The sequence below is a fragment of the Streptomyces sp. NPDC014991 genome, from assembly GCF_043080665.1.
Taxonomy (GTDB): Bacteria; Actinomycetota; Actinomycetes; order Streptomycetales; family Streptomycetaceae; genus Streptomyces.
Genome location: NZ_JBIBVY010000001.1, coordinates 603,870 through 625,991 on the forward strand (window position 1 = coordinate 603,870; position 22,122 = coordinate 625,991).

A 22,122-nucleotide genomic window follows, 5' to 3' on the forward strand; every position below is an offset into this window, starting at 1 on the left:
ACCGGGGCGGGGCGGGCAGTCGGACGACCAGGCGGGGGACGGCGGCCCGAACCGGCGGTCAGGTGCCTGGTCGGGACGCCGGGCGGGCAGGCGGGCCCCCAGGGGGCAAGCTGGGGGCGGGGAGCAGGCGGCCGGGCGGGTGAGCGGGTCGTGCGGGCGCCGGGCGGTGTACGGACCAGCGGCTCCGGGTCCCGGGCGCCCGGGCCGGGGCCAGTCAGGCGGACGCAGGCGGCCGGCCGGACGAGTGCCGGGAGCCGTCGGCGGTCACACGGGGGCAGGCAGGCCGGGCGGGCAGACGGACGCCGCACGAACGCCGGGTGGTCAGGCCCGGAGGCCGGGTCAGCACGAGTCGCCGCGGGGCAGGCCCCGGGCCTGGCAGAAGGGCGGGCGGCCGGACAGGCGCCGGGCAGACGGCGGCCCTGCGGGCGGCAGGCAGGCGGGCGGCCGAGCGACCAGGCAGGTGCCCGCGGCCCGGACCGGCGCTCAGCTGCCGGACGGGACACTGGGCGGGCAGGCGGGCAGGCGGGCAGGCGGGCAGGCGGGCCGCAGCGGGGCAGGCGGAGGTCAAGCGGACCACTTCGGGGCGCGGGCCCGGGATGCGCCGGCCCGGCGGCCGGCCGGCGGCGGTCAGGCAGGCGGACGCAGGCGGCCGAGCGGGCGGCCGAGCGACCGGGCGGGGACCCGGCGGTCCGAGCCGGTGGTCGGGTGACCGGACGGGGACGCTGGGCGGGCAGGCGGGCTTCCGGGGGACCGCCCCGGCGGGTGCCGGGGCGGAGGCCCGGAACCCCCCGGTGGTCAGGACGGCGTCCGGGCTGCTGTCAGGAGGCGGGTCACGTCGTCGGCGCAGATCGTGAGGGCCGCGCCCACCGTGGCGAGGGCGTCGCGTTCGGCCGGGGTGTACGGGCCGTCGGCGAGGGCGATGCGGGCTGCCTGCACGAGCAGCGCCTCACGGCCGGCCGGGGCCAGGTGCGGGGCGAGCGGGCCGAGGGCCTCGTGCAGCTCTATGGTCAGGCTCGTGCTGCCCGGCTGCTCGAAGAACCGGCCCGTGTCCGCGGCGAGCGCGTCGACCAGGGCGGCCAGCTGGTCCTCGGTGCAGTCGGTGAAGCCGGCGGCGCGGACGGCGGTGACGGCCGCCTCCAGGGCCGTACGGGAGCCGGTGCCGCCCGCGGCGAGCACGGCGAGGGCGACGGTGTGCACGGCGTCGCGGAGCATCGCGGAGAAGCGGCGGGTGGTGGGGTGGTCCAGGACGTCGGTGCCGTAGTGCCGGCGGCAGGCAGCGCACTCCACGACCGGTCCGGTCGCCCCGCGCGGCAGCACGGGCACGCCCAGCAGGGTGAGGCGGCGACGGCCGGTGAGCCGCTGGTAGTTGCGGTCGCCGCCGCAGCCGGGGCAGTAGAAGTCGCCGTCCCCGGCGGGGGTCCACGCGGTGCGGGTGCCCAGGATGCGCGCAGCCCTGGCGGCACGGCCGTCTCGTCCCCGTACTGGCAGCACGTCGCACCTCCGTAACCGCACGGCAACATCGCCGCACTGGCGTGATGTTAGCCACAGTCAGGACGCTGAGTCAGTACCCCGGAAGAGACCTTTCCGTGACCTGGGGCGCGCGATGGCCGAGAACCGACGGGGCCCCGACCGTCGTACCGCACGGTCGGGGCCTTGAAACAGCCGGTCGGAGGCGTCAGCGGGCGGCGCGGTTGACGGCGGAGACGACCGCCTTCAGCGACGCACGCGTCGTGTTCGCGTCGATGCCGATGCCCCACAGGACCTTGTCGCCGATCGCGCACTCGATGTACGAGGCGGCCTGCGCGGAGGCGCCCTCGCTCATCGTGTGCTCCTGGTAGTCCAGCAGGCGTACGTCGACGCCGACGGACTGGAGGGCGTCGAAGAAGGCCGAGATCGGACCGTTGCCGGAGCCGGTCAGGACGGTGTCCTCGCCGTCCACGGTGGCCTCGACGGTCAGGGTGTCCACCCCGTCCGTGTCGGTCGTGGACTGGCCGGTCTTCAGCTGGATGCGGCCCCACGGGTTGCCGGGGTTCGGCAGGTACTCGTCCTGGAAGACCGCCCAGATGTCCTTCGGCGTGATCTCGCCGCCCTCGGCGTCCGTCTTCGCCTGGATGATCTTGGAGAACTCGATCTGCATCCGGCGCGGCAGCTCCAGCTTGTGGTCGTTCTTCAGGACGTAGGAGACACCGCCCTTGCCGGACTGCGAGTTGACGCGGATGACGGCCTCGTAGGAGCGGCCGACGTCCTTGGGGTCGATGGGCAGGTACGGCACGGCCCACTCGAGGTCGTCCACCGTGACGCCCTTGGCCCTGGCGTCGGCCTCCATGGCGTCGAAGCCCTTCTTGATGGCGTCCTGGTGGGAGCCGGAGAAGGACGTGTAGACCAGGTCGCCCACGTACGGGTGGCGCGGGTGGACCTCCATCTGGTTGCAGTACTCCCACGTACGACGGATCTCGTCGATGTCGGAGAAGTCGATCTGCGGGTCGACACCCTGGGAGAACAGGTTCATGCCCAGGGTGACCAGGTCGACGTTGCCGGTGCGCTCGCCCTGCCCGAACAGGCAGCCCTCGATGCGGTCGGCGCCGGCCATCAGCGCCAGCTCGGCCGCCGCCACCGCCGTACCGCGGTCGTTGTGCGGGTGGACGGACAGGCACACGTACTCGCGGCGGGAGAGGTTGCGGTGCATCCACTCGAAGCGGTCCGCGTGCGTGGACGGGGTCGAACGCTCCACGGTGGCGGGCAGGTTGAGAATGATCTCGCGGCCCGGGCCCGGCTGATAGACGTCCATCACCGCCTCGCAGACCTCCAGGGCGAAGTCCAGCTCGGTGTCGGTGAAGATCTCGGGACTGTACTGGTAGCCGAACTCGGTCTCCGGGCCCAGCAGCTTCTCGGCGTACTCCATCACCAGGCGGGTGCCGTCGACGGCGATCTGCTTGATGTCGTCCTTGGAGCCGCGGAAGACGACGCGGCGGAAGACCGGCGCGGTCGCGTTGTACAGGTGGACGGTGGCCCGGCGGGCGCCCTTCAGGGACTCCACGGTCCGCTCGATCAGGTCCTCGCGGGCCTGGGTGAGGACGGAGACGGTCACGTCCTCGGGGATCGCGCCCTCCTCCTCGATGATGGAGCGCACGAAGTCGAAGTCGGTCTGGCCGGAGGCGGGGAAGCCGACCTCGATCTCCTTGTAGCCCATCGCGACCAGCTGGTCGAACATCCGGCGCTTGCGCTCGGGCGACATGGGGTCGATCAGGGACTGGTTGCCGTCGCGCAGGTCCGTCGAGAGCCAGCGGGGGGCTGCGGTGATCCGCTTCCCGGGCCAGCTGCGGTCGGGGATGTCGACCTGCTCGTAACGGCCGTACTTGTGGATCGGCATGCGGCTGGGCTGCTGGCGGTTGGCCATGATGCGTAAGGCTCCTCAAGGGGTCCGGAAGGACGGCCGACGACGCAACGCCAAGCTCCGCGGGGAGGGAGTCGGCCTCGACTACAGGCCCTCGCCGCGGCAGCTAAGAAGGAGCAGCCAGGAACGCATGATGCTCCGCAGCCTAGCCGAGCCGCTCCGGGGGCGGGGGCTCGTCCCAGTATGCGGGACCGACGACATCAGTCCATACAAAAGGTGCATAAAGTGCGTCGGACCACACCGTCCTACCACAGCGTGACGGAGCGTGGCGCTCCCTGTCCCGGTATTTCACCAATCATGGTGGCAGGTAGTGACATAGCCATCACGTAATGCAATGGTGCCGGACATGACGACCCACGGGGGCTTGACGCCCGTCTTCTGCACGATCGTGCCGCCGCACGTCCTCGACCGGCTCGCCCGCCACGAGGACCCCGCGCTCTCCGGCCCGGCCCGCCGGTCCCTGGAGCACGACGCCTACCAGCGCACCAAGCGCCGCCTGACCACGGTCGTCGGCGCGCCCGCCGTCGCCGCGCCGGCCGGCACCGCCGCCGACCAGCCGCACCGTACCGTCTACGACGCCGAGCACACCCAGGACCTGCCCGGCACCCGCGTCCGCACGGAGGGCTCCGACCCCGGCTCCGACGCCACCGTCAACCGCGCCTACGCGGGCCTCGGCGCCACCTTCGACCTGTATCTGAAGGCGTACGGCCGGCGCTCCATCGACGACGACGGGCTGCCGCTGGACGCCACCGTGCACTTCGGGGAGGGCTACGACAACGCCTTCTGGAACGGCGAGCAGATGGTGTTCGGCGACGGGGACAACGAGATCTTCCTCGACTTCACCATCCCGGTCGACGTCATCGGGCACGAGCTGACCCACGGCGTCACCCAGCACACCGCCAACCTGACCTACTTCGGGCAGTCCGGCGCGCTCAACGAGTCCCTCTCCGACGTCTTCGGCTCGCTGATCAAGCAGTACACGCTCGGCCAGACCGCCGCCGACGCCGACTGGCTGATCGGCGCCGGACTCCTCGCGCCGCGGGTCAACGGCACCGCCCTGCGCTCGATGAAGGCACCGGGCACGGCGTACGACGACGACGTCCTCGGCAAGGACCCGCAGCCGTCCACCATGGAGGACTACGTCCGCACCGGCCGTGACAACGGCGGTGTGCACATCAACTCGGGCATCCCCAACCACGCCTTCTACCTCGCCGCCACCGCCCTCGGCGGCTACGCCTGGGAGAAGGCCGGGCGCATCTGGTACGACGTGCTCACCGGCGGCCGGCTGAAGGAGGACGCCCGCTTCGGCGACTTCGCCACGCTGACGGTGAAGGCGGCGCGCGAGCGGTACGGCGCCGGGGACGAACTCCAGGCGGTGCAGAAGGCCTGGGAGGAGGTGGGGGTGCGGACGCTGTAGTTCCGTACTAGACAGGGACCCATGCGTATTCAAGTGCGGCGTACGGGCGGTTTCGCGGGCATCGAGCGCCGGGCCGAGGTCGACACCTCGGGCCGGCCCGACGCCGACGAGTGGCGGACCCTGGCCGAACACGTCCTCGCGTCCGGCCCCCACACGCCACCGGCGGGCGTCCCGGACGGCTTCCGGTACGAGATTACGGTGGACGGCCGCACGGTGTACGCGGCGGATCCCCGGCTCACCGAGGAGCAGCGGGAGTTGGTGTCACGGCTGCTGAAGGAGGGCGCCTGAGGCCGCCCAGTCCTCACGGAGGAGGCCGAACTCCACGGTGTCGTACCACTTCTCCCCCACGCGTACGGCGGCCCGCCGGCGCCCCTCCTCCACGAAGCCGAGGCGCCGGAACGCGCGCAGGGCACGTTCGTTCCCGCTCCAGGTGTCCAGCTCGACGCGGCGCAGCCGGCAGGCCCCGAAGAGATGGCCGAGCAGCAGCCGCAGCACCTCGGAGCCGTGCCCGCCGCCCCAGCGGTCCCGCTCGCCGATGGTGATGCCGACGGTCGCCCGCCCCGCGAACGCGTCCAGGCCGCGGTAGTCGGCCATGCCGATGGGGCGTTCGCCGTCCAGCTCCTCGACGGTGAAGGTGGCCCCGTCCCGCGGGTCCTCGCGCAGCCGGGCCTCGTGGAAGCGCTCCACGGCCTCCCGGGTCACCGGGCCGAAGTGCGGGTGGCCTCCGGTCGCCCAGTGCGCCACCTCCGGGTCGTTGCGCCAGCGCAGCTGGGCGTCCAGGTCGCCGGCGCGCAGGGCGCGGAGTCGTACGAGCTTGCCTTCGAACATCCGGTGATCATAAGGCTCCCGCGCAACAACCCTCGGACGCAGGGGCGTTGACGTGGATCACCCGGGGTGAGGATGATCCGGGCATGGCGACCGACGCGGGTACTCCCCGCCCTCACGCCCAGGGCCCGGGTGCTCCGGTCCCGCGGTTCCCGGACGGCTTCCTGTGGGGGGTGTCGACCTCGGCGCACCAGATCGAGGGAGCGGCCGGGCAGCGGGAGGCGTCCGTCTGGGACGTGTTCACGGCCGAGCCGGGCCGGGTGAAGGACGGCTCGACGGCGGCCGTGGCCTGCGACCACTACCACCGCTACGCCGAGGACGTGGCCCTCCTCGCCGGCCTCGGCGTGGACGCCTACCGCTTCTCCGTCTCCTGGCCCCGGGTGAACTCCCCCGGTGGCCTGGACTTCTACGACCGGCTGGTGGACGAGCTGTGCGCGGCGGGCGTACGGCCCGTGCCCACCCTCTTCCACTGGGACCTGCCCGCCTCGCTGGACTGGCTCCGGCGGGACACCGCGGAGCGTTTCGCCGCGTACGTCACGGTCGTCGCCGAACGGCTCGGGGACCGCGTCGGCACCTGGATCACCCTCAACGAGCCCGCCGAACACACCCTGCTGGGCCACGCGCTGGGGGTCCACGCACCGGGCAGGCAGCTGCTCTTCGACGCCCTCCCGGCCGCCCACCACCAGCTCCTCGCCCACGGCCTCGCCGTACGGGCCCTGCGCGCGGCCGGCGCGACCGACATCGGCATAGCCAACTCCCACGGCCCGACCTGGCCGGCCTCCGGCGACCCGGCGGACACGGAGGCGGCCGGCTTCCACGACGTCCTGCTCAACCGGTTGTTCGCCGAGCCGGTGATCCTCGGGCGGTACCCGGAGGGGATGGGCGCGCTGATGCCCGGTGACGTGGAGGCCGACCTGCTCGTGATCGCCGAGCCCGTCGACTGGTACGGCGTCAACTACTACGCCCCGACCCGGGTGGGCGCCCCCCGGGACGGCGGCACCGAGTACGGCGGGGTGACGCTGCCCGCCGGACTCCCCTTCTCCGTGCGGGAGATCGAGGGGCGGCCGGTGACCGACTTCGGCTGGCCGGTGGTGCCCGAGGGGCTGACGCAACTGCTGACGGACTTCCGCGACCGCTACGGCGACCGGCTCCCGCCCGTCGTCATCACCGAGAACGGCTGCTCCTACGAGGGCGTCGACGACCAGGAACGCATCGCCTACCTGGACGGCCACATCCGGGCGCTGCACACCGCGCTGACGGCGGGGGTCGACGTACGCGGCTACTTCGTGTGGTCCCTGCTGGACAACTTCGAGTGGGCGGAGGGCTACGCCCGCCGGTTCGGGCTCGTCCACGTGGACCGCGAGACGCTGCGGCGCACCCCCAAGGCCTCCTACCACTGGTTCCGGGACCTGCTGCGGGCCCAGAGGTGACGCCCGCCCGTGCCCGGGCGGGCGCCCGGGCACGGCCCCTGGGCGGCCGCTGCCGGGCCCGCCGGGACCGAACCTAGAAGCCCAGCTTGCGGAGCTGCTTCGGGTCGCGCTGCCAGTCCTTGGCCACCTTGACGTGCAGGTCCAGGAAGACCGGCGTGCCCAGGAGCGCCTCGATCTGCTGGCGGGACCTGATGCCGACCTCCTTCAGGCGCTTGCCCTTGGGGCCGATGATGATGCCCTTCTGGCTGGGGCGTTCGATGTAGACGTTGGCGTGGATGTCGAGCAGCGGGCGGTCGGCGGGACGGTCCTCGCGGGGCAGCATCTCCTCCACGACCACCGCGATGGAGTGCGGCAGTTCGTCGCGGACGCCCTCCAGCGCGGCCTCGCGGATCAGCTCGGCCACCATCACCTGCTCGGGCTCGTCCGTGAGGTCGCCCTCGGGGTAGAGCGCGGGGCCCTCGGGCAGGAGGGGGACCAGCAGGTCGGCGAGCAGGTCGACCTGCTGGGAGCCGACCGCCGACACCGGGACGATCTCCGCCCACTCGAAGCCCAGCTCCTTGCTCATCTGGTCGATGGCGATCAGCTGCTCGGCGAGGGCCCTGCTGTCGACGAGGTCGGTCTTGGTGACGACGGCGATCTTGGGGGTCTTGCGGATGCCCGCGAGTTCCTTGGCGATGAAACGGTCGCCGGGACCGATCTTCTGGTCGGCGGGCAGGCAGAAGCCGATCACGTCGACCTCGGCCCACGTGGTGCGGACCACGTCGTTGAGGCGCTCGCCCAGCAGCGTGCGCGGCTTGTGCAGCCCGGGGGTGTCCACCAGGATCAGCTGCGCGTCCGGGCGGTGGACGATGCCCCGCACGGTGTGCCGGGTCGTCTGGGGGCGGTTGGAGGTGATCGCCACCTTCTGCCCGACCAGAGCGTTCGTGAGGGTGGACTTGCCCGCGTTGGGGCGGCCCACGAAGCAGGCGAAGCCGGCGCGGTGGATGGTCTCCGCCGGCTGCTCGGATGACTGGGTACGAACACTCATGCCGCCCATTCTCCCTGATCCACGGAGCCCCGCCGTACCAGCGTCCGTGACCGCCTTCCACCCGTGAGCTTCCGGAAACCCGCTCGCAACGAAACGTCACGGAAACACACCCGTACGCGACCGGAAACGCCCACCGGTGACCCTCTGACGAGCCCGCACACCGTTGGAGACGCCCGTGACCCTGGCCGCACCCCACGTGAACACCGGCGACACCGCCTGGCTGCTCGCCGCCACCGCCCTCGTCCTGCTGATGACCCCGGGCCTCGCCCTGTTCTACGGCGGCATGGTCCGCACGAAGAGCGTCCTCAACATGCTGATGATGAGCTTCGTGTCGATCGCCCTGGTCACGGTGGTGTGGCTGGCGGCCGGCTACTCCCTCGCCTTCGGGGACGACTCGTTCGGCGGACTGATCGGCGGCCTGGACCACGCCGGCATGAGCGGACTCGGCCCGGACAGCGTCCACGGGTCGGTCCCGACGCTGCTCTTCGCCACCTTCCAGCTGACCTTCGCGGTCGTCACGGCCGCGCTGATCAGCGGCGCGGTCGCCGACCGCACGCGGTTCGCGGCGTGGCTGGTCTTCGTACCGGTGTGGACGCTGGCCGTGTACGTCCCGGTCACCCACTGGGTGTGGGGTCCCGGTGGCTGGATCCTGGAGCGGCTCGGCGCCCTCGACTTCGCCGGCGGCCTGCCCGTCGAGATCACCTCCGGCGCCTCGGGACTGGCCCTGTGCCTGGTCCTCGGGCCACGCCTCGGCTTCAAGAAGGACGCCATGCGCCCGCACAACCTGCCGATGGTGATCCTCGGCGCGGGTCTGCTCTGGTTCGGCTGGTTCGGGTTCAACGCGGGCTCCGCGCTCGGTGCGAACGGCCTCGCCGCCGCCGCGTTCCTCAACACGCTCGCCGCCGGCTGCACCGGTCTGCTCGGCTGGCTCTTCGTCGAGCAGCGGCGCGACGGCCACCCGACCACCCTGGGTGCGGCGTCCGGCGCGGTGGCGGGCCTGGTCGCGATCACCCCGTCGTGCGGGTCGGTCTCCCTGCTGGGCGCGCTCGCCGTGGGCCTGGCCGCCGGTGTCGTCTGCTCGTACGCGGTGAGCTGGAAGTTCCGGCTGAACTACGACGACTCCCTCGACGTCGTCGGCGTTCACCTGGTCGGCGGTGTCATCGGCACCCTGCTGATCGGCCTGTTCGCCGAGAAGGCGATGACCGGTGGCCCCCAGGGGCTGTTCTACGGCGGCGGACTCGCCCCGTTCGGCAGGCAGCTGCTCGCCGTGGTGGTCGTCGCGGTGTACGCGTTCTCGGTGACGTACGGCCTCGGGAAACTGCTCGACCGGGTGCTGGGCTTCCGGGCGAGCGAGGAGCAGGAGTACACCGGTCTGGACCTTACCGTGCACGCCGAGACCGCATACGATCACGGTGTACTGGGCCACGGCGCCCCGGTCAGCTCCTCCCTCCACACCTCCGGCCAGAAGGTCAGCAACCAGGCATGAAGCTCATCACCTCGATCGTCAAGCCGTACCGTCTGGACGAGGTCAAGACCGCCCTCCAGGAGCTGGGGGTGCACGGTCTGACCGTGACCGAGGCGAGCGGGTACGGCCGGCAGCGCGGTCACACCGAGGTGTACCGGGGGGCCGAGTACCGCGTCGACCTGGTGCCGAAGGTGCGCATCGAGGTCGTGGTGGAGGACGCGGTCGCCGACGACGTGATCGACGCGGTCGTCAGGGCCGCGCACACCGGGAAGATCGGGGACGGCAAGGTGTGGGCCGTCCCCGTGGAGACGGTCGTGCGGGTACGGACCGGCGAGCGCGGCCCCGACGCGCTCTGACCGGCACCGCCCCGGGCGGCCGGGTCAGCCCGCGGGGACGGTGAGGCGGACCGTTCCGTCGGCGCCGGCGAGCAGCACCGGTGTTCCCGCACCGCCGAGATCGGCGACGGCGGCCAGGTCGGCGGCGGGCACGGACTCCGCGTCGCTCACCACGGCCGCCGCCTCCAGCGACGTCGCGCCGGACGCCACGGCCATCGCCACGGCGGTGCGCAGGGCGCTGAGACTCAGCGAGGCCAGCTCCACCGACCCGGCGACGTACGTACGCCCGGTCTCGTCCCGTACGGCCGCCCCCTCGGGCACACCGTTGCGGGCCCGTGCCGAACGGGCCAGGGTGACGATCTTGCGGTCCTCGGGGTCAAGCGCGTTGGTCTCGGTCATGCCCAGAGCATACGAAGCCCCGGGGCCGGTCATCCCGCCACGGGGTACATCGCGCCCCGGCGGCCCTCCGGCGAGGCCAGCCACTCCAGCTTGGCCGCGGTGTTCGCCTCGTCCAGCGGGGTGTGCAGCACGATCATCAGATCGGGGCGGGACGGCACCTTCATCACCGTGGACTCCACGACCAGCAGCCCGACCAGGGGGTGGTCCAGCTCCTTGCGGAGCTGGCCCTGGTCCTCGATGTCACGCTCGGCCCACAGCGCCGTGAACTCCGTGCTGCGCGCCGACACCTCGGCGAGCACCGCCTGGAACCCCTCGTCGTCCGGCCGTGCCGCGCACGCGGCCCTGAACTGCGCCACGACCGTGCGCGCGTTCCGCTCCCAGCTGTTGCTGCGCGAGCGGTACAGCGGATCGGTGAAGAAGTCGACGAGGCAGTTCTGGGTGATGTCCGGCCGCATGCCGAGGACCAGCGTCGCCGCGTCGTTGTACATCACGCAGTTGTAGTACGGGTCCATGATGTGGGCCGGGTACGGCATCCAGGTGTCGATCAGCCGCCGCAGTCCGTCGCACATGTCCCTCTTCCCGGGCACGACCTGGGGCGCGGGCGGGTTCAGCCCGGCCAGCAGGTACAGGTGCCGGCGCTCGGCGTCGCTGAGCCGCAGCACCCGGGCCACGGCGTCGAGGACCTGCGGGGAGACGGAGATGTCCCGCCCCTGCTCCAGCCACTGGTACCAGGAGGCACCCACGCCGGCGAGCACGGCGACCTCCTCCCGGCGCAGCCCGGGCGTGCGGCGCCGGCCCCCGCCGCCCGGCAGCCCGGCGGCCTCGGGAGTGACCCGGGCCCGCCTGCTCATCAGGAACTCGCGCAGCTCCTCACGCCGATGACTCCTCGTCGCCTCCGCAGCAGGCACGTGCCGCTCCTCCCCCGTCGTGTCCGGTGGTGCCACCACCACCATAAGTTCCGACTCCCCACGGATGTTCCGGCCGCCGCAAGCTCGTGCCATGGCGATCGACACCACCACCCGGCCCACCACCCCCGCAGACACACCGCTCGGCACCCCCCGGCTGTCGACGCGCGACAAGCTCGTCCTCTTCGTGCTGTGCGCCGCCCAGTTCATGGTCGCGCTGGACTTCTCCGTCCTCAACGTGGCCTTGCCCGAGCTGGGTTCGGACCTCGGCATGAGCCGCTCCGCCCTCCAGTGGGCCGTCACCGCGTTCGCGCTGCCCTCCGGCGGCTTCCTGCTCCTCTTCGGCCGCATCGGCGACCTGTACGGCCGCCGCCGGCTGTTCCTGGCCGGCCTGGCCCTGTTCGGCGCGGCCTCGCTGCTGGCGACCCTGGCCTGGGACCCGGCGTCCTTCCTGGCCGGGCGGGCCCTCCAGGGTCTCGGCGCGGCGGCGATCGTCCCGGCCGGCATGTCCCTGCTGACGACGACCTTCCCGGAGGGCCCGGCCCGCGACCGCGCCCTCGGCATCTCCGGCACGCTGCTCTCGCTGGGCTTCACCGTCGGCATGGTCGCGGGCGGTGTGCTGACCGACGCGTTCGGCTGGCGCTCCACCATGGCCCTGCTCTCGGTGTTCGCGCTGATCGTGCTGCCGCTGGCCCCGGGCCTGCTGCCGGAGTCGCGCACCCCGGACCGCCCGCGCCTGGACGTGCCCGGCGCGGTCACCGTCACCACCGGCCTGCTGTCGCTGATCTACGCCCTGTCCACGGCCGCCGACCACGGCTTCGGCCGCGCGGACGTCATCACGGCACTCGCCGCCGGCCTCCTGCTGCTGACCGCGTTCACGGTCGTGGAGTCCCGCTCGGCGGCCCCCCTCGTCTCCCTGCCCATGCTGCGCCGCCGCACGGTGGCCTGGGGCAACGTGGGCGGTCTGGTCACCTTCTCGATGATGTCGACGGTCGTCTTCGTCCTGACCCTGTACTTCCAGGAGGTCCTGCGCCTGTCGGCCTTCGAGACCGGCCTCGTCTTCGGCGTCCAGGGCGTCATGTCGGCCGTCGCCGGCGGGCTCGCCGCGAAGGTGATCGGCCGCTTCGGCGCCCGCCGCACGCTGGTCGGCTCGCTGGCGGGTCAGGGCGCGCTGATCGCGACCCTGCTGCTGCTGAACGCCCACACCTGGTCGGTGTGGCTCGCCACGGCCGCCGTGTCCCTGGCGAGCATGTGCCACCTGGGCGCGATCGTGTCGTACGGCCTGACCGTCACCTCCGGTGTCCCGGACGAGGAACAGGGCCTGGCCACCGGTCTGGTGACCTCCACCCAGCAGGTCGGCATCACGGTCGGCATCCCGGTGCTGGGCGTCCTGGCCACCACCTCCGGCGACCTGCTGGCGGGCGTGCACACGGTCCTGGCCCTCGACGCGGCGGTCGTCCTGGCCGCCGCCGCCCTGGTCGGCCTGGGCCTGCGCCGCGGCCGGCCGAGGATCTGACCGGTCCCGCTCCGCGCGGCCGTGCCCATCGCACGGCCGCGCGCGCACCGGGTTCTCACGGCCGGTCCAGGCGCAGCCGCTGCGACCTGGGCAGACCGGCGACGACCAGGTCGTACGAGTCCTCGACCAGTTCCTCGACGAGGCGGTCGGGGAGCCCGGCGTCGGCCGTCACGGTGTTCCAGTGGCGTTTGTTCATGTGCCAGCCCGGCACGATCAGCCCCTCGTGCTCGCCGCGCAGCCGGACGGCGTCCTCGGGGTCGCACTTGAGGTTGACCGTCAGGGGCCGCGCGTCCAGGTTCGTCAGGGCGAACATCCTGCCCAGCACCTTGAAGACCGAGACCTCCGGGCCGAACGGGAAGTCCTCCACGGCCGCGTCGAAGGACAGGCAGAGGGCGCGCAGCTCCTGCGGGGTCACCCGGACCGGCCCTCCCCGGCGACGGCCACGGGGAGCGGCTCCACCAGGACCGTCACGATCTTGTTCCGGCGTCCGGCCGCGGCCTCCGCGGTCAGCTGCAGCCGGCGTCCGTCGGGCAGGTCGACCTCGGCGGACGCGCCGGCGATGGGCACCCGGCCGAGGGCCTTGGCAAGCAGCCCGCCGACGGTCTCCACGTCCTCGTCGTCGTACTCCTCCAGGCCGTACAGCTCGCCGAGGTCGGTGATGTCCAGGCGGGCGGTGACCCGGAAGCGGTCGTCGCCGAGGTCCTCGACCGGCGGGAGTTCCCGGTCGTACTCGTCGGTGATCTCGCCGACGATCTCCTCCAGGATGTCCTCGATGGTGACGATCCCGGCGGTGCCGCCGTACTCGTCGATGACGACGGCGACGTGGTTGCGTTCCTTCTGCATCTCGCGCAGCAGGTCACCGGCGTTCTTGGTGTCGGGCACGAAGACGGCCGGGCGCATGGCCGTGGACACCAGGTCGCCCTCCGCGTCCCGGCTGATGTGCGTCTTGCGGACCAGGTCCTTCAGATACACGATCCCGACGATGTCGTCCTCGCTCTCCCCGGTGACCGGGATCCGGGAGAACCCGGAGCGCAGGGCGAGGGTGAGGGCCTGCCGGATGGTCTTGTACCGCTCGATCACCACGAGGTCGGTGCGCGGCACCATCACCTCGCGGACCAGGGTGTCGCCCAGCTCGAAGACGGAGTGCACCATGCGGCGCTCCTCGTCCTCGATCAGCGACTCCTTCTCGGCGAGGTCGACCAGCGCGCGCAGCTCCGCCTCGGAGGCGAAGGGGCCGCGCCGGAAGCCCCGGCCGGGCGTGAGCGCGTTGCCGATGAGGATCAGCAGCGAGGGGATCGGGCCCATCACGCGGGCGAGCGGCAGCAGCACGTAGGCCGCCGCGGTCGCCGTGTTCAGCGGATGCTGCCGTCCGATGGTGCGCGGGGAGACGCCGACGGCGACGTACGACACGAGCACCATCACGCCGATGGCGACGAGCAGCGCCTGCCAGGTGGCCGTGAACTCCTGGAGGCAGGCGTAGGTCACCAGGGCCGCCGCCGCCATTTCGCAGGCGACGCGGACCAGCAGGGCCAGGTTGAGGTAGCGGGTGGGGTCGGCGGCGAGCTGGGCGAGCTTGGCGCTGCCCCGGCGGCCGGACTTGACGGCCTCCTCGGCGCGGAAGCTGGAGACCCGCGCCAGGCCCGCCTCGGCACAGGCGGCGAGCCAGGCGACGACGACCAGCGCGATCGCGCCGACCACGATCTGCACGGACATGGGCGGCTACGAGACGGTCGGCGCCGGGGAGGGCCCGGTCAGGCCGTGCTCGGCCCGCCACCCGTCCACGATGGCGGCCTGGAGCCCGAACATCTCGGCCTTCTCGTCGGGCTCCTCGTGGTCGTAGCCGAGCAGGTGCAGCACACCGTGGACGGTGAGCAGCTGGAGCTCCTCGTCCATGGTGTGCCGCGTCGGCGCTTCCGCTCCCTGCCGGGCGGCGACCTCCGGGCACAGCACGATGTCGCCGAGCAGCCCCTGCGGCGGCTCCTCGTCGTCCTTGGACGGCGGACGCAGCTCGTCCATCGGGAAGGACATGACATCGGTCGGGCCCGGCAGGTCCATCCACTGGATGTGGAGCTGCTCCATGGCGTCGGCGTCCACGACGATCACCGAGAGTTCGGAGAGCGGGTGGATGCGCATCCGCGCGAGCGCGTAGCGGGCGACGTCGAGGATCGCCTGCTCGTCGACCTCGGTACCGGATTCGTTGTTGACGTCGATCGACATGGTCGTGCTGGTCTACTTCCCCTGGGGAGCCTTGGCGCCGGTCCTGCCACGGCCGCCCTTGTGGGTGCCGTTCTCCGTGCCGTGCTTGCTGTCGTACTGCTCGTACGCGTCGACGATACGGCCCACCAGCTTGTGCCGGACGACATCCTGGGACGACAGCCGGGAGAAGTGGACGTCGTCGACCCCTTCGAGGATCTCCTGCACCTGCCGCAGACCCGACTTCTGCCCGTTGGGCAGGTCGACCTGCGTCACGTCACCCGTGATCACGATCTTCGAGTCGAAGCCGAGGCGGGTGAGGAACATCTTCATCTGCTCGGGGCTCGTGTTCTGGGCCTCGTCCAGGATGATGAAGGCGTCGTTGAGCGTGCGGCCGCGCATGTAGGCGAGCGGCGCGACCTCGATCGTCCCGGCGGCCATGAGCCGCGGGATGGAGTCCGGGTCGAGCATGTCGTGCAGCGCGTCGTACAGCGGGCGCAGATAGGGGTCGATCTTCTCGTAGAGCGTGCCCGGCAGGAATCCGAGCCGCTCCCCGGCCTCGACCGCCGGCCGGGTCAGGATGATCCGGTTGACCTGCTTGGACTGGAGGGCCTGGACGGCCTTCGCCATGGCCAGGTAGGTCTTGCCGGTGCCGGCGGGGCCGATGCCGAAGACGATCGTGTGCTTGTCGATGGCGTCGACGTAGCGCTTCTGGTTGAGGGTCTTGGGGCGGATCGTGCGACCGCGCGAGGACAGGATGTTCTGCGTCAGTACCTGCGCCGGGGTCTCCGGCCCGTCGCTCGTCCCGTTCTCGCTCGCCTTGAGCATGGCGATCGAGCGTTCCACTGCGTCCTCCGTCATCGGCTGCCCGGTGCGGAGCACCAGCATCATCTCGTCGAACACGCGCGCGATCAGGGCGACGTCGACCGGGTCGCCCGCTGCGCTGATCTCATTGCCCCGGACGTGGATGTCGGCCGCCGGGAAGGCCCTTTCGATCACCCGCAGGAGGGCGTCGCCCGAGCCCAGCACGGTCACCATGGGGTGCTGGGCAGGGACGGTGAACTGCGCTCTCGCCTGCTCCTGCGCGGGGGTGTCAGCTGTGGGTGTCTCTGTCATGGGCCGGCGCTGAAGGCCTGCGCTTCCTCCTCGTCACGGCCGCGCTGTGGGCGGCCTCGCGCTATCAAGAGTACGACGCAGCACCGACAACACCGAAGGTCTTTTCGCACAACGCCTCACCCGGATCCGGGGTTCGCGGACCCCGGCGGGTCAGCCCGAGCGCCGGAACCCGATGGTCGGCACCGCCCGGCGCAGCGGCCAGAGCGGGGCCGGCTCGCGCGGGACCAGCCCCTCGAGGAACGCGTACCGCCGCAGCGCCTTCGGCTCCTGCCCCGGGAGGGACTGCACCCGGCGCCACCACGCCCCGATCTCCGACCAGCCCGGCGCCGACAGCGACCCGCCGAACTCCTGCACCGACAGCGCCGCGGTGAGCCCCGCGAAGGCCAGCCGGTCGGCCAGCGGCCAGCCCGCCAGCGACCCGGTCACGAACCCGGCGACGAACACGTCCCCGGCCCCCGTCGGGTCGAGCGCCTCCACCGCGATCGCCGGCACCTCCGCCGTCTCGCCCGTACGCCGGTCCACCGCGTACGCCCCCTGCGCCCCCAGCGTCACCACGGCCACCGGCACCCGCTCGGTCAGGGCACGCGCGGCGGCCCGCGGGCAGTCCGCCCCCGTGTAGCGCATGGCCTCCTCCGCGTTGGGCAGGAACGCCTCGCAGTGCTCCAGGTCGGCCAGCCCGGCCAGGTCCCACGCGCCCGTCTCGTCCCAGCCGACGTCGGCGAAGATCCGGGTGCCCTCCCGCGCGGCCTGCGCGAGCCACGGGTCCCGGGTGCCGGGCGTGAGGGAGGCGACGGCCGCCCGCGTGCGGGGCGGGCAGTGGGGCGCCGGCTCCCCGGGCGGCGGCTCGTGCCCGTGGGAGACCATGGTCCGCTCCCCCTCGTACGCCATGGAGACGGTCACCGGGGAGTGCCAGCCGGGCACGGTCCGCGAGGCCGAGAGGTCGATGCCCTCGCCCTGGGCGAGCGCGTCCCAGCAGTACTCGCCGTAGTGGTCGTCACCGAAGGCCGCGGCGAGGGACGTGCGCAGGCCGAGCCGGGCCAGGGCGGTGGCCATGTTGGCGACCCCGCCGGGGCTGGACCCCATGCCCCGGGCCCAGGACTCGGTGCCGCGCACGGGCGCCGAGTCCAGGCCGGTGAAGACGATGTCGAGGAAGACCGTGCCGGTGAGGTACACGTCCCAGGACGGGTCCCCCGGGGCGCGCAGCGCGGCGAGCGGATCGACCTGGGTCCGGCCGCCCGCTGCCTGCGTGAGGTGTTCCGGTTCCTCTCCGGTTGCCGTGTGCGACGGGGTCACGGTGCGCTCCCTGACGGTGGTGCGGTTCTGGCCAGTGTGCACCAGGCCACGCCCCCGGATCCCGTACGCCCGCGGTCACCAGCGGGGCATCGCCGGGGTCCGCCAGTCCGGCTCGGCCACCCGCATCGCCGCCGCGTCGTCCCGGTCCCGGTACCTGCCGTCGTCCCCGGTCCACCGCCGGTGCAGCCGGGCCAGCTCGTCGCGGTCCAGCTCCACGCCGAGACCGGGGGCGTCGCTCACCGCCATCCGGCCGCCCTGGAGGACGAGCCGCTCGGTGAGGACGTCCTCGGACTGCCAGGGGTAGTGGGAGTCGCACGCGTGGTGCAGGCCGGGGACCGTGGACGCCACCTGGGTCATCGCGGCGAGGCTGATGCCCAGGTGGGTGTTGGAGTGCATGGACACCCCGACCCCGAAGGCCGCGCAGATCGCGGCGAGGTGCTGGGTGTTGCGCAGCCCGCCCCAGTAGTGGTGGTCGGAGAGGACGACCTGCACGGCGTTCCGCTCGAACGCCTCCCTGATCTCGCCGAAGGTCGTTACGCACATGTTGGTCGCGAGGGGGACGTCCGTACCCGCGGCCACGGCGGCCATCCCCGGGGTGCCCAGCGTCGGGTCCTCCAGGTACTCCAGGACGTCCCCGAGTTCCTCCGCCACCTTCAGCGAGGTCGCCACCGACCAGGCGCCGTTGGGGTCCAGGCGCAGCGGATGCCCGGGGAAGGCCTCGGCGAGGGCGCGTACGGCGGCGGTCTCCTCCTCGGGCGGGAGGACGCCGCCCTTGAGCTTGAAGGAGCCGAAGCCGTGCAGTTCCCGGAGCCGGCGTGCCTGTGCCACCACCCCGGCCGGGTCCAGGGCGGGACCCCACTCGTCGGGTTCGGCCGGGACGCCCGCCGGGTGGGCGGCCCACTTGTAGAAGAGGTAGGCGCTGTACTCGACGGCGTCCCGGACCCGGCCGCCGAGCAGCGCGTGCACGGGCAGTCCGAGCGCCCTGCCCTGGGCGTCCAGGCAGGCGACCTCGAAGGCGGAGAGCACGGACAGCCGCAGTTTGTCGGCGCTCTGCACACCGCGCAGCCCGCCGGCGTCCGCCTGGCCCTCGACCCGGGAGGGGTCCACGGCGAGGTCGATCCCGAAGAGGCCGTTCACGTCCATGACCGAACGTCCGGTGAGCCGCCCGGCCAGCGGCCGTGCCAGTTCGAGGTACTTGGTGTCGCCGTAGGTCTCGCCGAGCCCGGTGATCCCGTCGGCGGTCACGACCTCCACGATCAGCCGGGGGGTGTACGGCTGGTGCACGCCCTGGGTGTTGAGCAGCGGCGCGTCGGCGACCAGGATCGGTGTCAGCCGCACCTCGGTGATGGTCAGGTCACGGGTCACAGGGAGGCTCCCACGAGGTCGAGTCCGGCGGCGAGGAGGGCCTTCAGGGCGGCGAGGTCGGCGGGCGCGGGGTCGGTGAGCGGGGCGCGTACGGGACCGACACGCCGTCCGCGCAGCCGGGCCGCCGCCTTCACCAGGGACACGGCGTATCCGGGTGCGCGGTCGCGGAGTTCGACGAAGGGGACGTAGAAGGCGCGCAGCAGCGCGTCGACGGTGGCGTGGTCCTCCTCGCGCAGCGCGGTGCGGAAGGCGCCGGCGATCTCGGGGGCGAAGGCGTGGACGGCGGAGGAGTAGGCGGGGACGCCGACGGCCGCGTAGGCGCGGGCCTGGATCTCGGCGGTGGCGGCGCCGTTGAAGAAGAGGAAGCCGTCGGGGGCGGCGAGGGTGAGGCGCTGGAGGCGGTCCAGGTCGCTGTGGCCGTCCTTGAGGCCGATGACGTTCGGGACGCGCGCGATGCGACGCAACGCGTCCACCCCGTAGGCGACCTGGCCGCGCTGGTAGGCGATCAGGGGCAGCCGGGTGCGGGCGGCGAGCTGTTCCAGCTGGGCGACGAGGCCGTCCTGCGGGGCGTCCACCAGGTAGTGCGGCAGCACGAGCAGGGCGTCCGCGCCGGCCTCCTCGGCGATCCGCGCGAACCGGGCGGCCTGCGCCCAGCCGTATCCGGTGCCGGCCACGACGGGCACCCTGTCCCCCGCCGGGGCGCCCTCGCCCCGGGCCGCCTCCTCGACGGCGACGGTGACGACCGTGCGGTACTCGTCCTCGTCCAGGGAGAAGAACTCGCCGGTGCCGCAGGCCGGGAAGAGGGCGCCGGGTCCGGCGGCGAGCTGGTCGGCGACATGGGCGCGGAAGCCGTCGGGATCGAGGGTGCCGTCATGGTGGAAGGCGGTGAGCGGGAAGGACAGCACACCTCGCGCCATCCCTTCCCGCAGCCGCCGCGCCACGTCCTGCGGAGCCGGGTCGCCACCCACTTGACCATCTCCCCTTATGAATGAAGGTCACATATAAGAACGGAGGCTAGACGGTCCTCCCCCGGTCCGCCATCCCCCTGCCTCATCGTGACCCGGATCACTCCCGACGGGGAGCATCGGTGGCGGGCCCCTACGACACCGCGTCGCCGAACTCGTAGGCGTCCACCTCGGCGAGGCAGCGGGCCCTGCGGTCCTCGTCGTCCTCCAGGAAGGAGGCGAGGAAGGAGTTGCGGGCCAGCTCGCGCAGCCGGTCCGGGGACAGGCCCAGGACCGTGCCGACCGCCGCGAAGTTGTCGCCGGCGTATCCGCCGAAGTACGCGGGGTCGTCGGAGTTGACCGTGCACAGCAGGCCGGCGTCGAGCATGGCCGGCAGCGGGTGGTCCGCCAGGGTGTCCACGGCGCGCAGCCGGACGTTGGACAGCGGGCACAGGGTGAGCGGGACGCGGTCCCGGACCAGCCGCTCGACCAGCGCAGGGTCCTCCATGCAGCGCAGGCCGTGGTCGACGCGCTCCACGCCGAGCACGTCCAGGGCCTCGGTGATGTACTCCGGCGGGCCCTCCTCGCCGGCGTGCGCGACGCGGCGCAGCCCGAGCGCGGCGGCGGCCTCGTACACCTCGCGGAACTTCACCGGCGGATGCCCGACCTCGGCGGAGTCCAGGCCGACCCCGGTGATCCGGTCCAGGTACGGCCGCGCGGCCTCCAGGGTGGCCAGGGCCGACTCGGCGGACTCGTCACGCAGGAAGCACATGATCAGCCGGGTGGAGACACCGTGCCGCTCCTCGCTGCGGCCGAGCGCCCGCCACAGCCCCTCCACGACCGTGCCCATGGCCACGCCCCGGGCCAGGTGCGCCTGCGGGTCGAAGAAGATCTCGGCGTGCCGCACGCCCTGCGCGGCGGCGCGCGCGAGGTAGGCGTCGGCCAGGTCGGCGAAGTCCTGCTCGGTGCGCAGGACGGCCATCAGCTCGTAGTAAAGGTTCAGAAAGGACTGGAGGTCCTCGAAACGGTAGGCCTCACGGAGCGCGTCCGTGTCGGCGTACGGCAGCTCGACGCCGTTGCGCGCGGCCAGCGCGAACGCCAGCTCGGGCTCCAGGGTGCCTTCGACGTGGAGGTGCAGTTCTGCTTTCGGGAGGGGCATCAAAGCATCGTACGGGTGCTTTACCGCCGTTTCGGAACCGGTACGCGGAGCAGGTCGTGGGCCACGGTCAGCTCGCCCTCGAAGCCCGCCGCCCGCGCCTGCCGCTCGAACTCCTCCGGTTCGGTGTAGCGCTGGCTGAAGTGGGTCAGCACCAGGTGCCGTACGCCGGCCTCGCGCGCCACCCGGGCAGCCTGACCCGCGGTCAGATGCCCGTGCTCGACGGCCAGTCCCTCGTCCTCGTCGAGGAACGTGGACTCGATGACGAGCAGGTCGCAGCCCTCCGCGAGCGCGTGGACGCCGTCACAGAGACGGGTGTCCATCACGAACGCGAACCGCTGCCCGCGCCGCACCTCGCTGACGTCCTCCAGCGACACGTCCCCGACCCTGCCCGCGCGCTGGAGCACGCCGACGTCCGGGCCCCGGACCCCGAACGCGGCGAGCCGGTCGGGCAGCATGCGGCGGCCGTCGGGTTCGACGAGGCGGTAGCCGTAGGACTCGACGGGGTGGGACAGCCTGCCGGCCTCCAGGGTGTACGACGGGGTCACGGCGAGGACGCCGTCGGCGGCGACCGGGGCCTCGGTGAGGCTGGCCGTCTCCCGGTAGGCGGTCGCGTGCCGCAGACGGTCGAAGAACACCTGGCCGGAGCGCGGGTAGTGCGCGGTGACCTCGTGCGGCACCCGGTCGAGGTTGATCCGCTGGATGACTCCCGCCAGGCCCAGGGAGTGGTCGCCGTGGAAGTGCGTGACGCAGATCCGGTTCAGGTCGTGGGCGGCGACCCCGGCGCGCAGCATCTGCCGCTGGGTGCCCTCGCCGGGGTCGAACAGGATGCCCTCGCCGTCCCACCGCAGCAGGTAGCCGTTGTGGTTGCGGTGCCGGGTCGGGACCTGGCTGGCGGTGCCGAGGACCACCAGTTCACGGACGGACACGGTGCCGGACCCGCCCTATCCGGGGGGCCACTGGAGGCCACGGCCGCCGAGGACGTGGGCGTGCGCGTGCCAGACGGTCTGGCCGGCGCCGCCACCGGTGTTGAAGACGGTGCGGTAGCTGTCCAGCGCCTCCCCTTCGGCCACGGCCCGGGTCTCGGCGAGGACGTCGGCCGCGATCTGCGGGGCGCCGGCGGCCAGGGCGGCGGCGTTCTCGTAGTGGGCCTTGGGGATCACCAGGACGTGGGTGGGCGCCTGGGGGTTTATGTCCCGGAACGCCAGGGTCGTCTCGGTCTCGCGGACGATCGTCGCCGGGATCTCACCCGCCACGATCTTGCAGAACAGGCAGTCGTCCTGCGGTTCTCCAGCCATTGCGCTGCGCTCGCTTTCGCCGGTGATCTCTACGGTGGCATCGT

The 22,122-nt window shown here is 72.5% G+C and carries 22 protein-coding genes; 6 read left to right on the plus strand and 16 right to left on the minus strand.

The window, feature by feature from the left end; translation table 11 throughout:
- Window positions 1-795: 795 nt before the first annotated feature.
- Together ACF1BE_RS02720 and leuA are read right to left on the minus strand one after the other, a co-directional pair.
- Window positions 796-1,491 (minus strand): TerB family tellurite resistance protein, encoded by a 696-nt coding sequence (locus ACF1BE_RS02720; RefSeq protein WP_392197162.1) that lies wholly within the window; start codon window positions 1,489-1,491, stop codon window positions 796-798.
- Window positions 1,492-1,675: 184 nt separating this feature from the next.
- Window positions 1,676-3,397, minus strand: coding sequence for a 2-isopropylmalate synthase (leuA, locus tag ACF1BE_RS02725; protein ID WP_392197163.1), 1,722 nt, complete (start codon window positions 3,395-3,397; stop codon window positions 1,676-1,678).
- Window positions 3,398-3,740: 343 nt separating this feature from the next.
- Between leuA and ACF1BE_RS02730 the strand changes: the two genes are divergently transcribed.
- Both ACF1BE_RS02730 and ACF1BE_RS02735 read left to right on the plus strand, forming a co-directional pair.
- Entirely contained in the window at window positions 3,741-4,811 is a 1,071-nt protein-coding gene (locus ACF1BE_RS02730) for a M4 family metallopeptidase (RefSeq protein ID WP_392197164.1), read from the plus strand.
- A gap of 21 nt (window positions 4,812-4,832) precedes the next feature.
- On the plus strand, window positions 4,833-5,099 hold the full coding sequence (locus ACF1BE_RS02735; RefSeq protein ID WP_392197165.1) for a protealysin inhibitor emfourin: 267 nt from the start codon (window positions 4,833-4,835) through the stop codon (window positions 5,097-5,099).
- On the opposite strand, the gene ACF1BE_RS02740 is transcribed toward ACF1BE_RS02735, so the two are convergent.
- Window positions 5,073-5,639, minus strand: a complete 567-nt coding sequence (locus ACF1BE_RS02740) for a GNAT family N-acetyltransferase (protein ID WP_392197166.1) — start codon at window positions 5,637-5,639, stop codon at window positions 5,073-5,075. The two genes, ACF1BE_RS02735 and ACF1BE_RS02740, sit on opposite strands and share 27 nt — an antisense overlap.
- Window positions 5,640-5,722: 83 nt before the next feature.
- Here ACF1BE_RS02740 and ACF1BE_RS02745 point away from each other — a divergent pair, with 83 nt between their 5' ends.
- Complete coding sequence (locus tag ACF1BE_RS02745; protein ID WP_392197167.1) at window positions 5,723-7,066, plus strand: GH1 family beta-glucosidase; 1,344 nt, start codon at window positions 5,723-5,725, stop codon at window positions 7,064-7,066.
- 73 nt (window positions 7,067-7,139) lie between these two features.
- Here ACF1BE_RS02745 and era read toward each other — a convergent pair whose 3' ends face one another.
- A complete protein-coding gene (gene era / locus ACF1BE_RS02750; protein ID WP_392197168.1) occupies window positions 7,140-8,093 on the minus strand; it encodes a GTPase Era in 954 nt (317 codons plus the stop codon).
- 175 nt (window positions 8,094-8,268) lie between these two features.
- Between era and ACF1BE_RS02755 the strand changes: the two genes are divergently transcribed.
- Window positions 8,269-9,579, plus strand: coding sequence for an ammonium transporter (locus ACF1BE_RS02755; protein ID WP_392197169.1), 1,311 nt, complete (start codon window positions 8,269-8,271; stop codon window positions 9,577-9,579).
- Window positions 9,576-9,914 carry a P-II family nitrogen regulator gene (locus ACF1BE_RS02760; protein ID WP_392197170.1) on the plus strand — a complete coding sequence of 113 codons (339 nt, stop codon included), beginning with the start codon at window positions 9,576-9,578 and terminating at the stop codon, window positions 9,912-9,914. The genes ACF1BE_RS02755 and ACF1BE_RS02760 overlap by 4 nt, the downstream gene beginning before the upstream one ends.
- A 24-nt stretch (window positions 9,915-9,938) precedes the next feature.
- On the opposite strand, the gene ACF1BE_RS02765 is transcribed toward ACF1BE_RS02760, so the two are convergent.
- Window positions 9,939-10,292 (minus strand): cytidine deaminase, encoded by a 354-nt coding sequence (locus ACF1BE_RS02765; RefSeq protein ID WP_392197171.1) that lies wholly within the window; start codon window positions 10,290-10,292, stop codon window positions 9,939-9,941.
- Between the two features lie 29 nt (window positions 10,293-10,321).
- On the minus strand, window positions 10,322-11,143 hold the full coding sequence (locus ACF1BE_RS02770) for a helix-turn-helix transcriptional regulator (RefSeq protein WP_392197397.1): 822 nt from the start codon (window positions 11,141-11,143) through the stop codon (window positions 10,322-10,324).
- 148 nt (window positions 11,144-11,291) lie between these two features.
- On the opposite strand from ACF1BE_RS02770, the gene ACF1BE_RS02775 reads away from it, so the two are divergent.
- Entirely contained in the window at window positions 11,292-12,713 is a 1,422-nt protein-coding gene (locus tag ACF1BE_RS02775) for an MFS transporter (RefSeq protein ID WP_392197172.1), read from the plus strand.
- Window positions 12,714-12,768: 55 nt separating this feature from the next.
- Here the strand turns inward: ACF1BE_RS02775 and ACF1BE_RS02780 are convergent, their stop codons facing one another.
- The 10 genes from ACF1BE_RS02780 to ACF1BE_RS02825 form a co-directional block, all read right to left on the minus strand.
- Complete coding sequence (locus ACF1BE_RS02780; RefSeq protein WP_392197173.1) at window positions 12,769-13,128, minus strand: MmcQ/YjbR family DNA-binding protein; 360 nt, start codon at window positions 13,126-13,128, stop codon at window positions 12,769-12,771.
- On the minus strand, window positions 13,125-14,426 hold the full coding sequence (locus tag ACF1BE_RS02785; protein WP_392197174.1) for a hemolysin family protein: 1,302 nt from the start codon (window positions 14,424-14,426) through the stop codon (window positions 13,125-13,127). The genes ACF1BE_RS02780 and ACF1BE_RS02785 overlap by 4 nt, the downstream gene beginning before the upstream one ends.
- 6 nt (window positions 14,427-14,432) lie before the next feature.
- Window positions 14,433-14,930 carry an rRNA maturation RNase YbeY gene (ybeY, locus tag ACF1BE_RS02790; RefSeq protein WP_373909517.1) on the minus strand — a complete coding sequence of 166 codons (498 nt, stop codon included), beginning with the start codon at window positions 14,928-14,930 and terminating at the stop codon, window positions 14,433-14,435.
- A gap of 12 nt (window positions 14,931-14,942) precedes the next feature.
- Entirely contained in the window at window positions 14,943-16,022 is a 1,080-nt protein-coding gene (locus ACF1BE_RS02795; protein WP_392197175.1) for a PhoH family protein, read from the minus strand.
- Between the two features lie 150 nt (window positions 16,023-16,172).
- Entirely contained in the window at window positions 16,173-17,315 is a 1,143-nt protein-coding gene (locus tag ACF1BE_RS02800; protein WP_392197176.1) for a carbohydrate kinase family protein, read from the minus strand.
- A gap of 75 nt (window positions 17,316-17,390) precedes the next feature.
- Window positions 17,391-18,680, minus strand: coding sequence for a glucarate dehydratase family protein (locus tag ACF1BE_RS02805; RefSeq protein WP_392197177.1), 1,290 nt, complete (start codon window positions 18,678-18,680; stop codon window positions 17,391-17,393).
- A complete protein-coding gene (locus ACF1BE_RS02810; protein ID WP_392197398.1) occupies window positions 18,677-19,597 on the minus strand; it encodes a 5-dehydro-4-deoxyglucarate dehydratase in 921 nt (306 codons plus the stop codon). The genes ACF1BE_RS02805 and ACF1BE_RS02810 overlap by 4 nt, the downstream gene beginning before the upstream one ends.
- 181 nt (window positions 19,598-19,778) lie before the next feature.
- The gene (locus tag ACF1BE_RS02815; protein WP_392197178.1) at window positions 19,779-20,783 is read right to left on the minus strand and encodes an adenosine deaminase; all 1,005 of its coding nucleotides are present in this window, start codon (window positions 20,781-20,783) and stop codon (window positions 19,779-19,781) included.
- A gap of 20 nt (window positions 20,784-20,803) precedes the next feature.
- The gene (locus ACF1BE_RS02820) at window positions 20,804-21,709 is read right to left on the minus strand and encodes a ribonuclease Z (protein WP_392197179.1); all 906 of its coding nucleotides are present in this window, start codon (window positions 21,707-21,709) and stop codon (window positions 20,804-20,806) included.
- A gap of 15 nt (window positions 21,710-21,724) precedes the next feature.
- Complete coding sequence (locus ACF1BE_RS02825) at window positions 21,725-22,078, minus strand: histidine triad nucleotide-binding protein (RefSeq protein WP_392197180.1); 354 nt, start codon at window positions 22,076-22,078, stop codon at window positions 21,725-21,727.
- Between the last annotated feature and the right edge of the window lie 44 nt (window positions 22,079-22,122).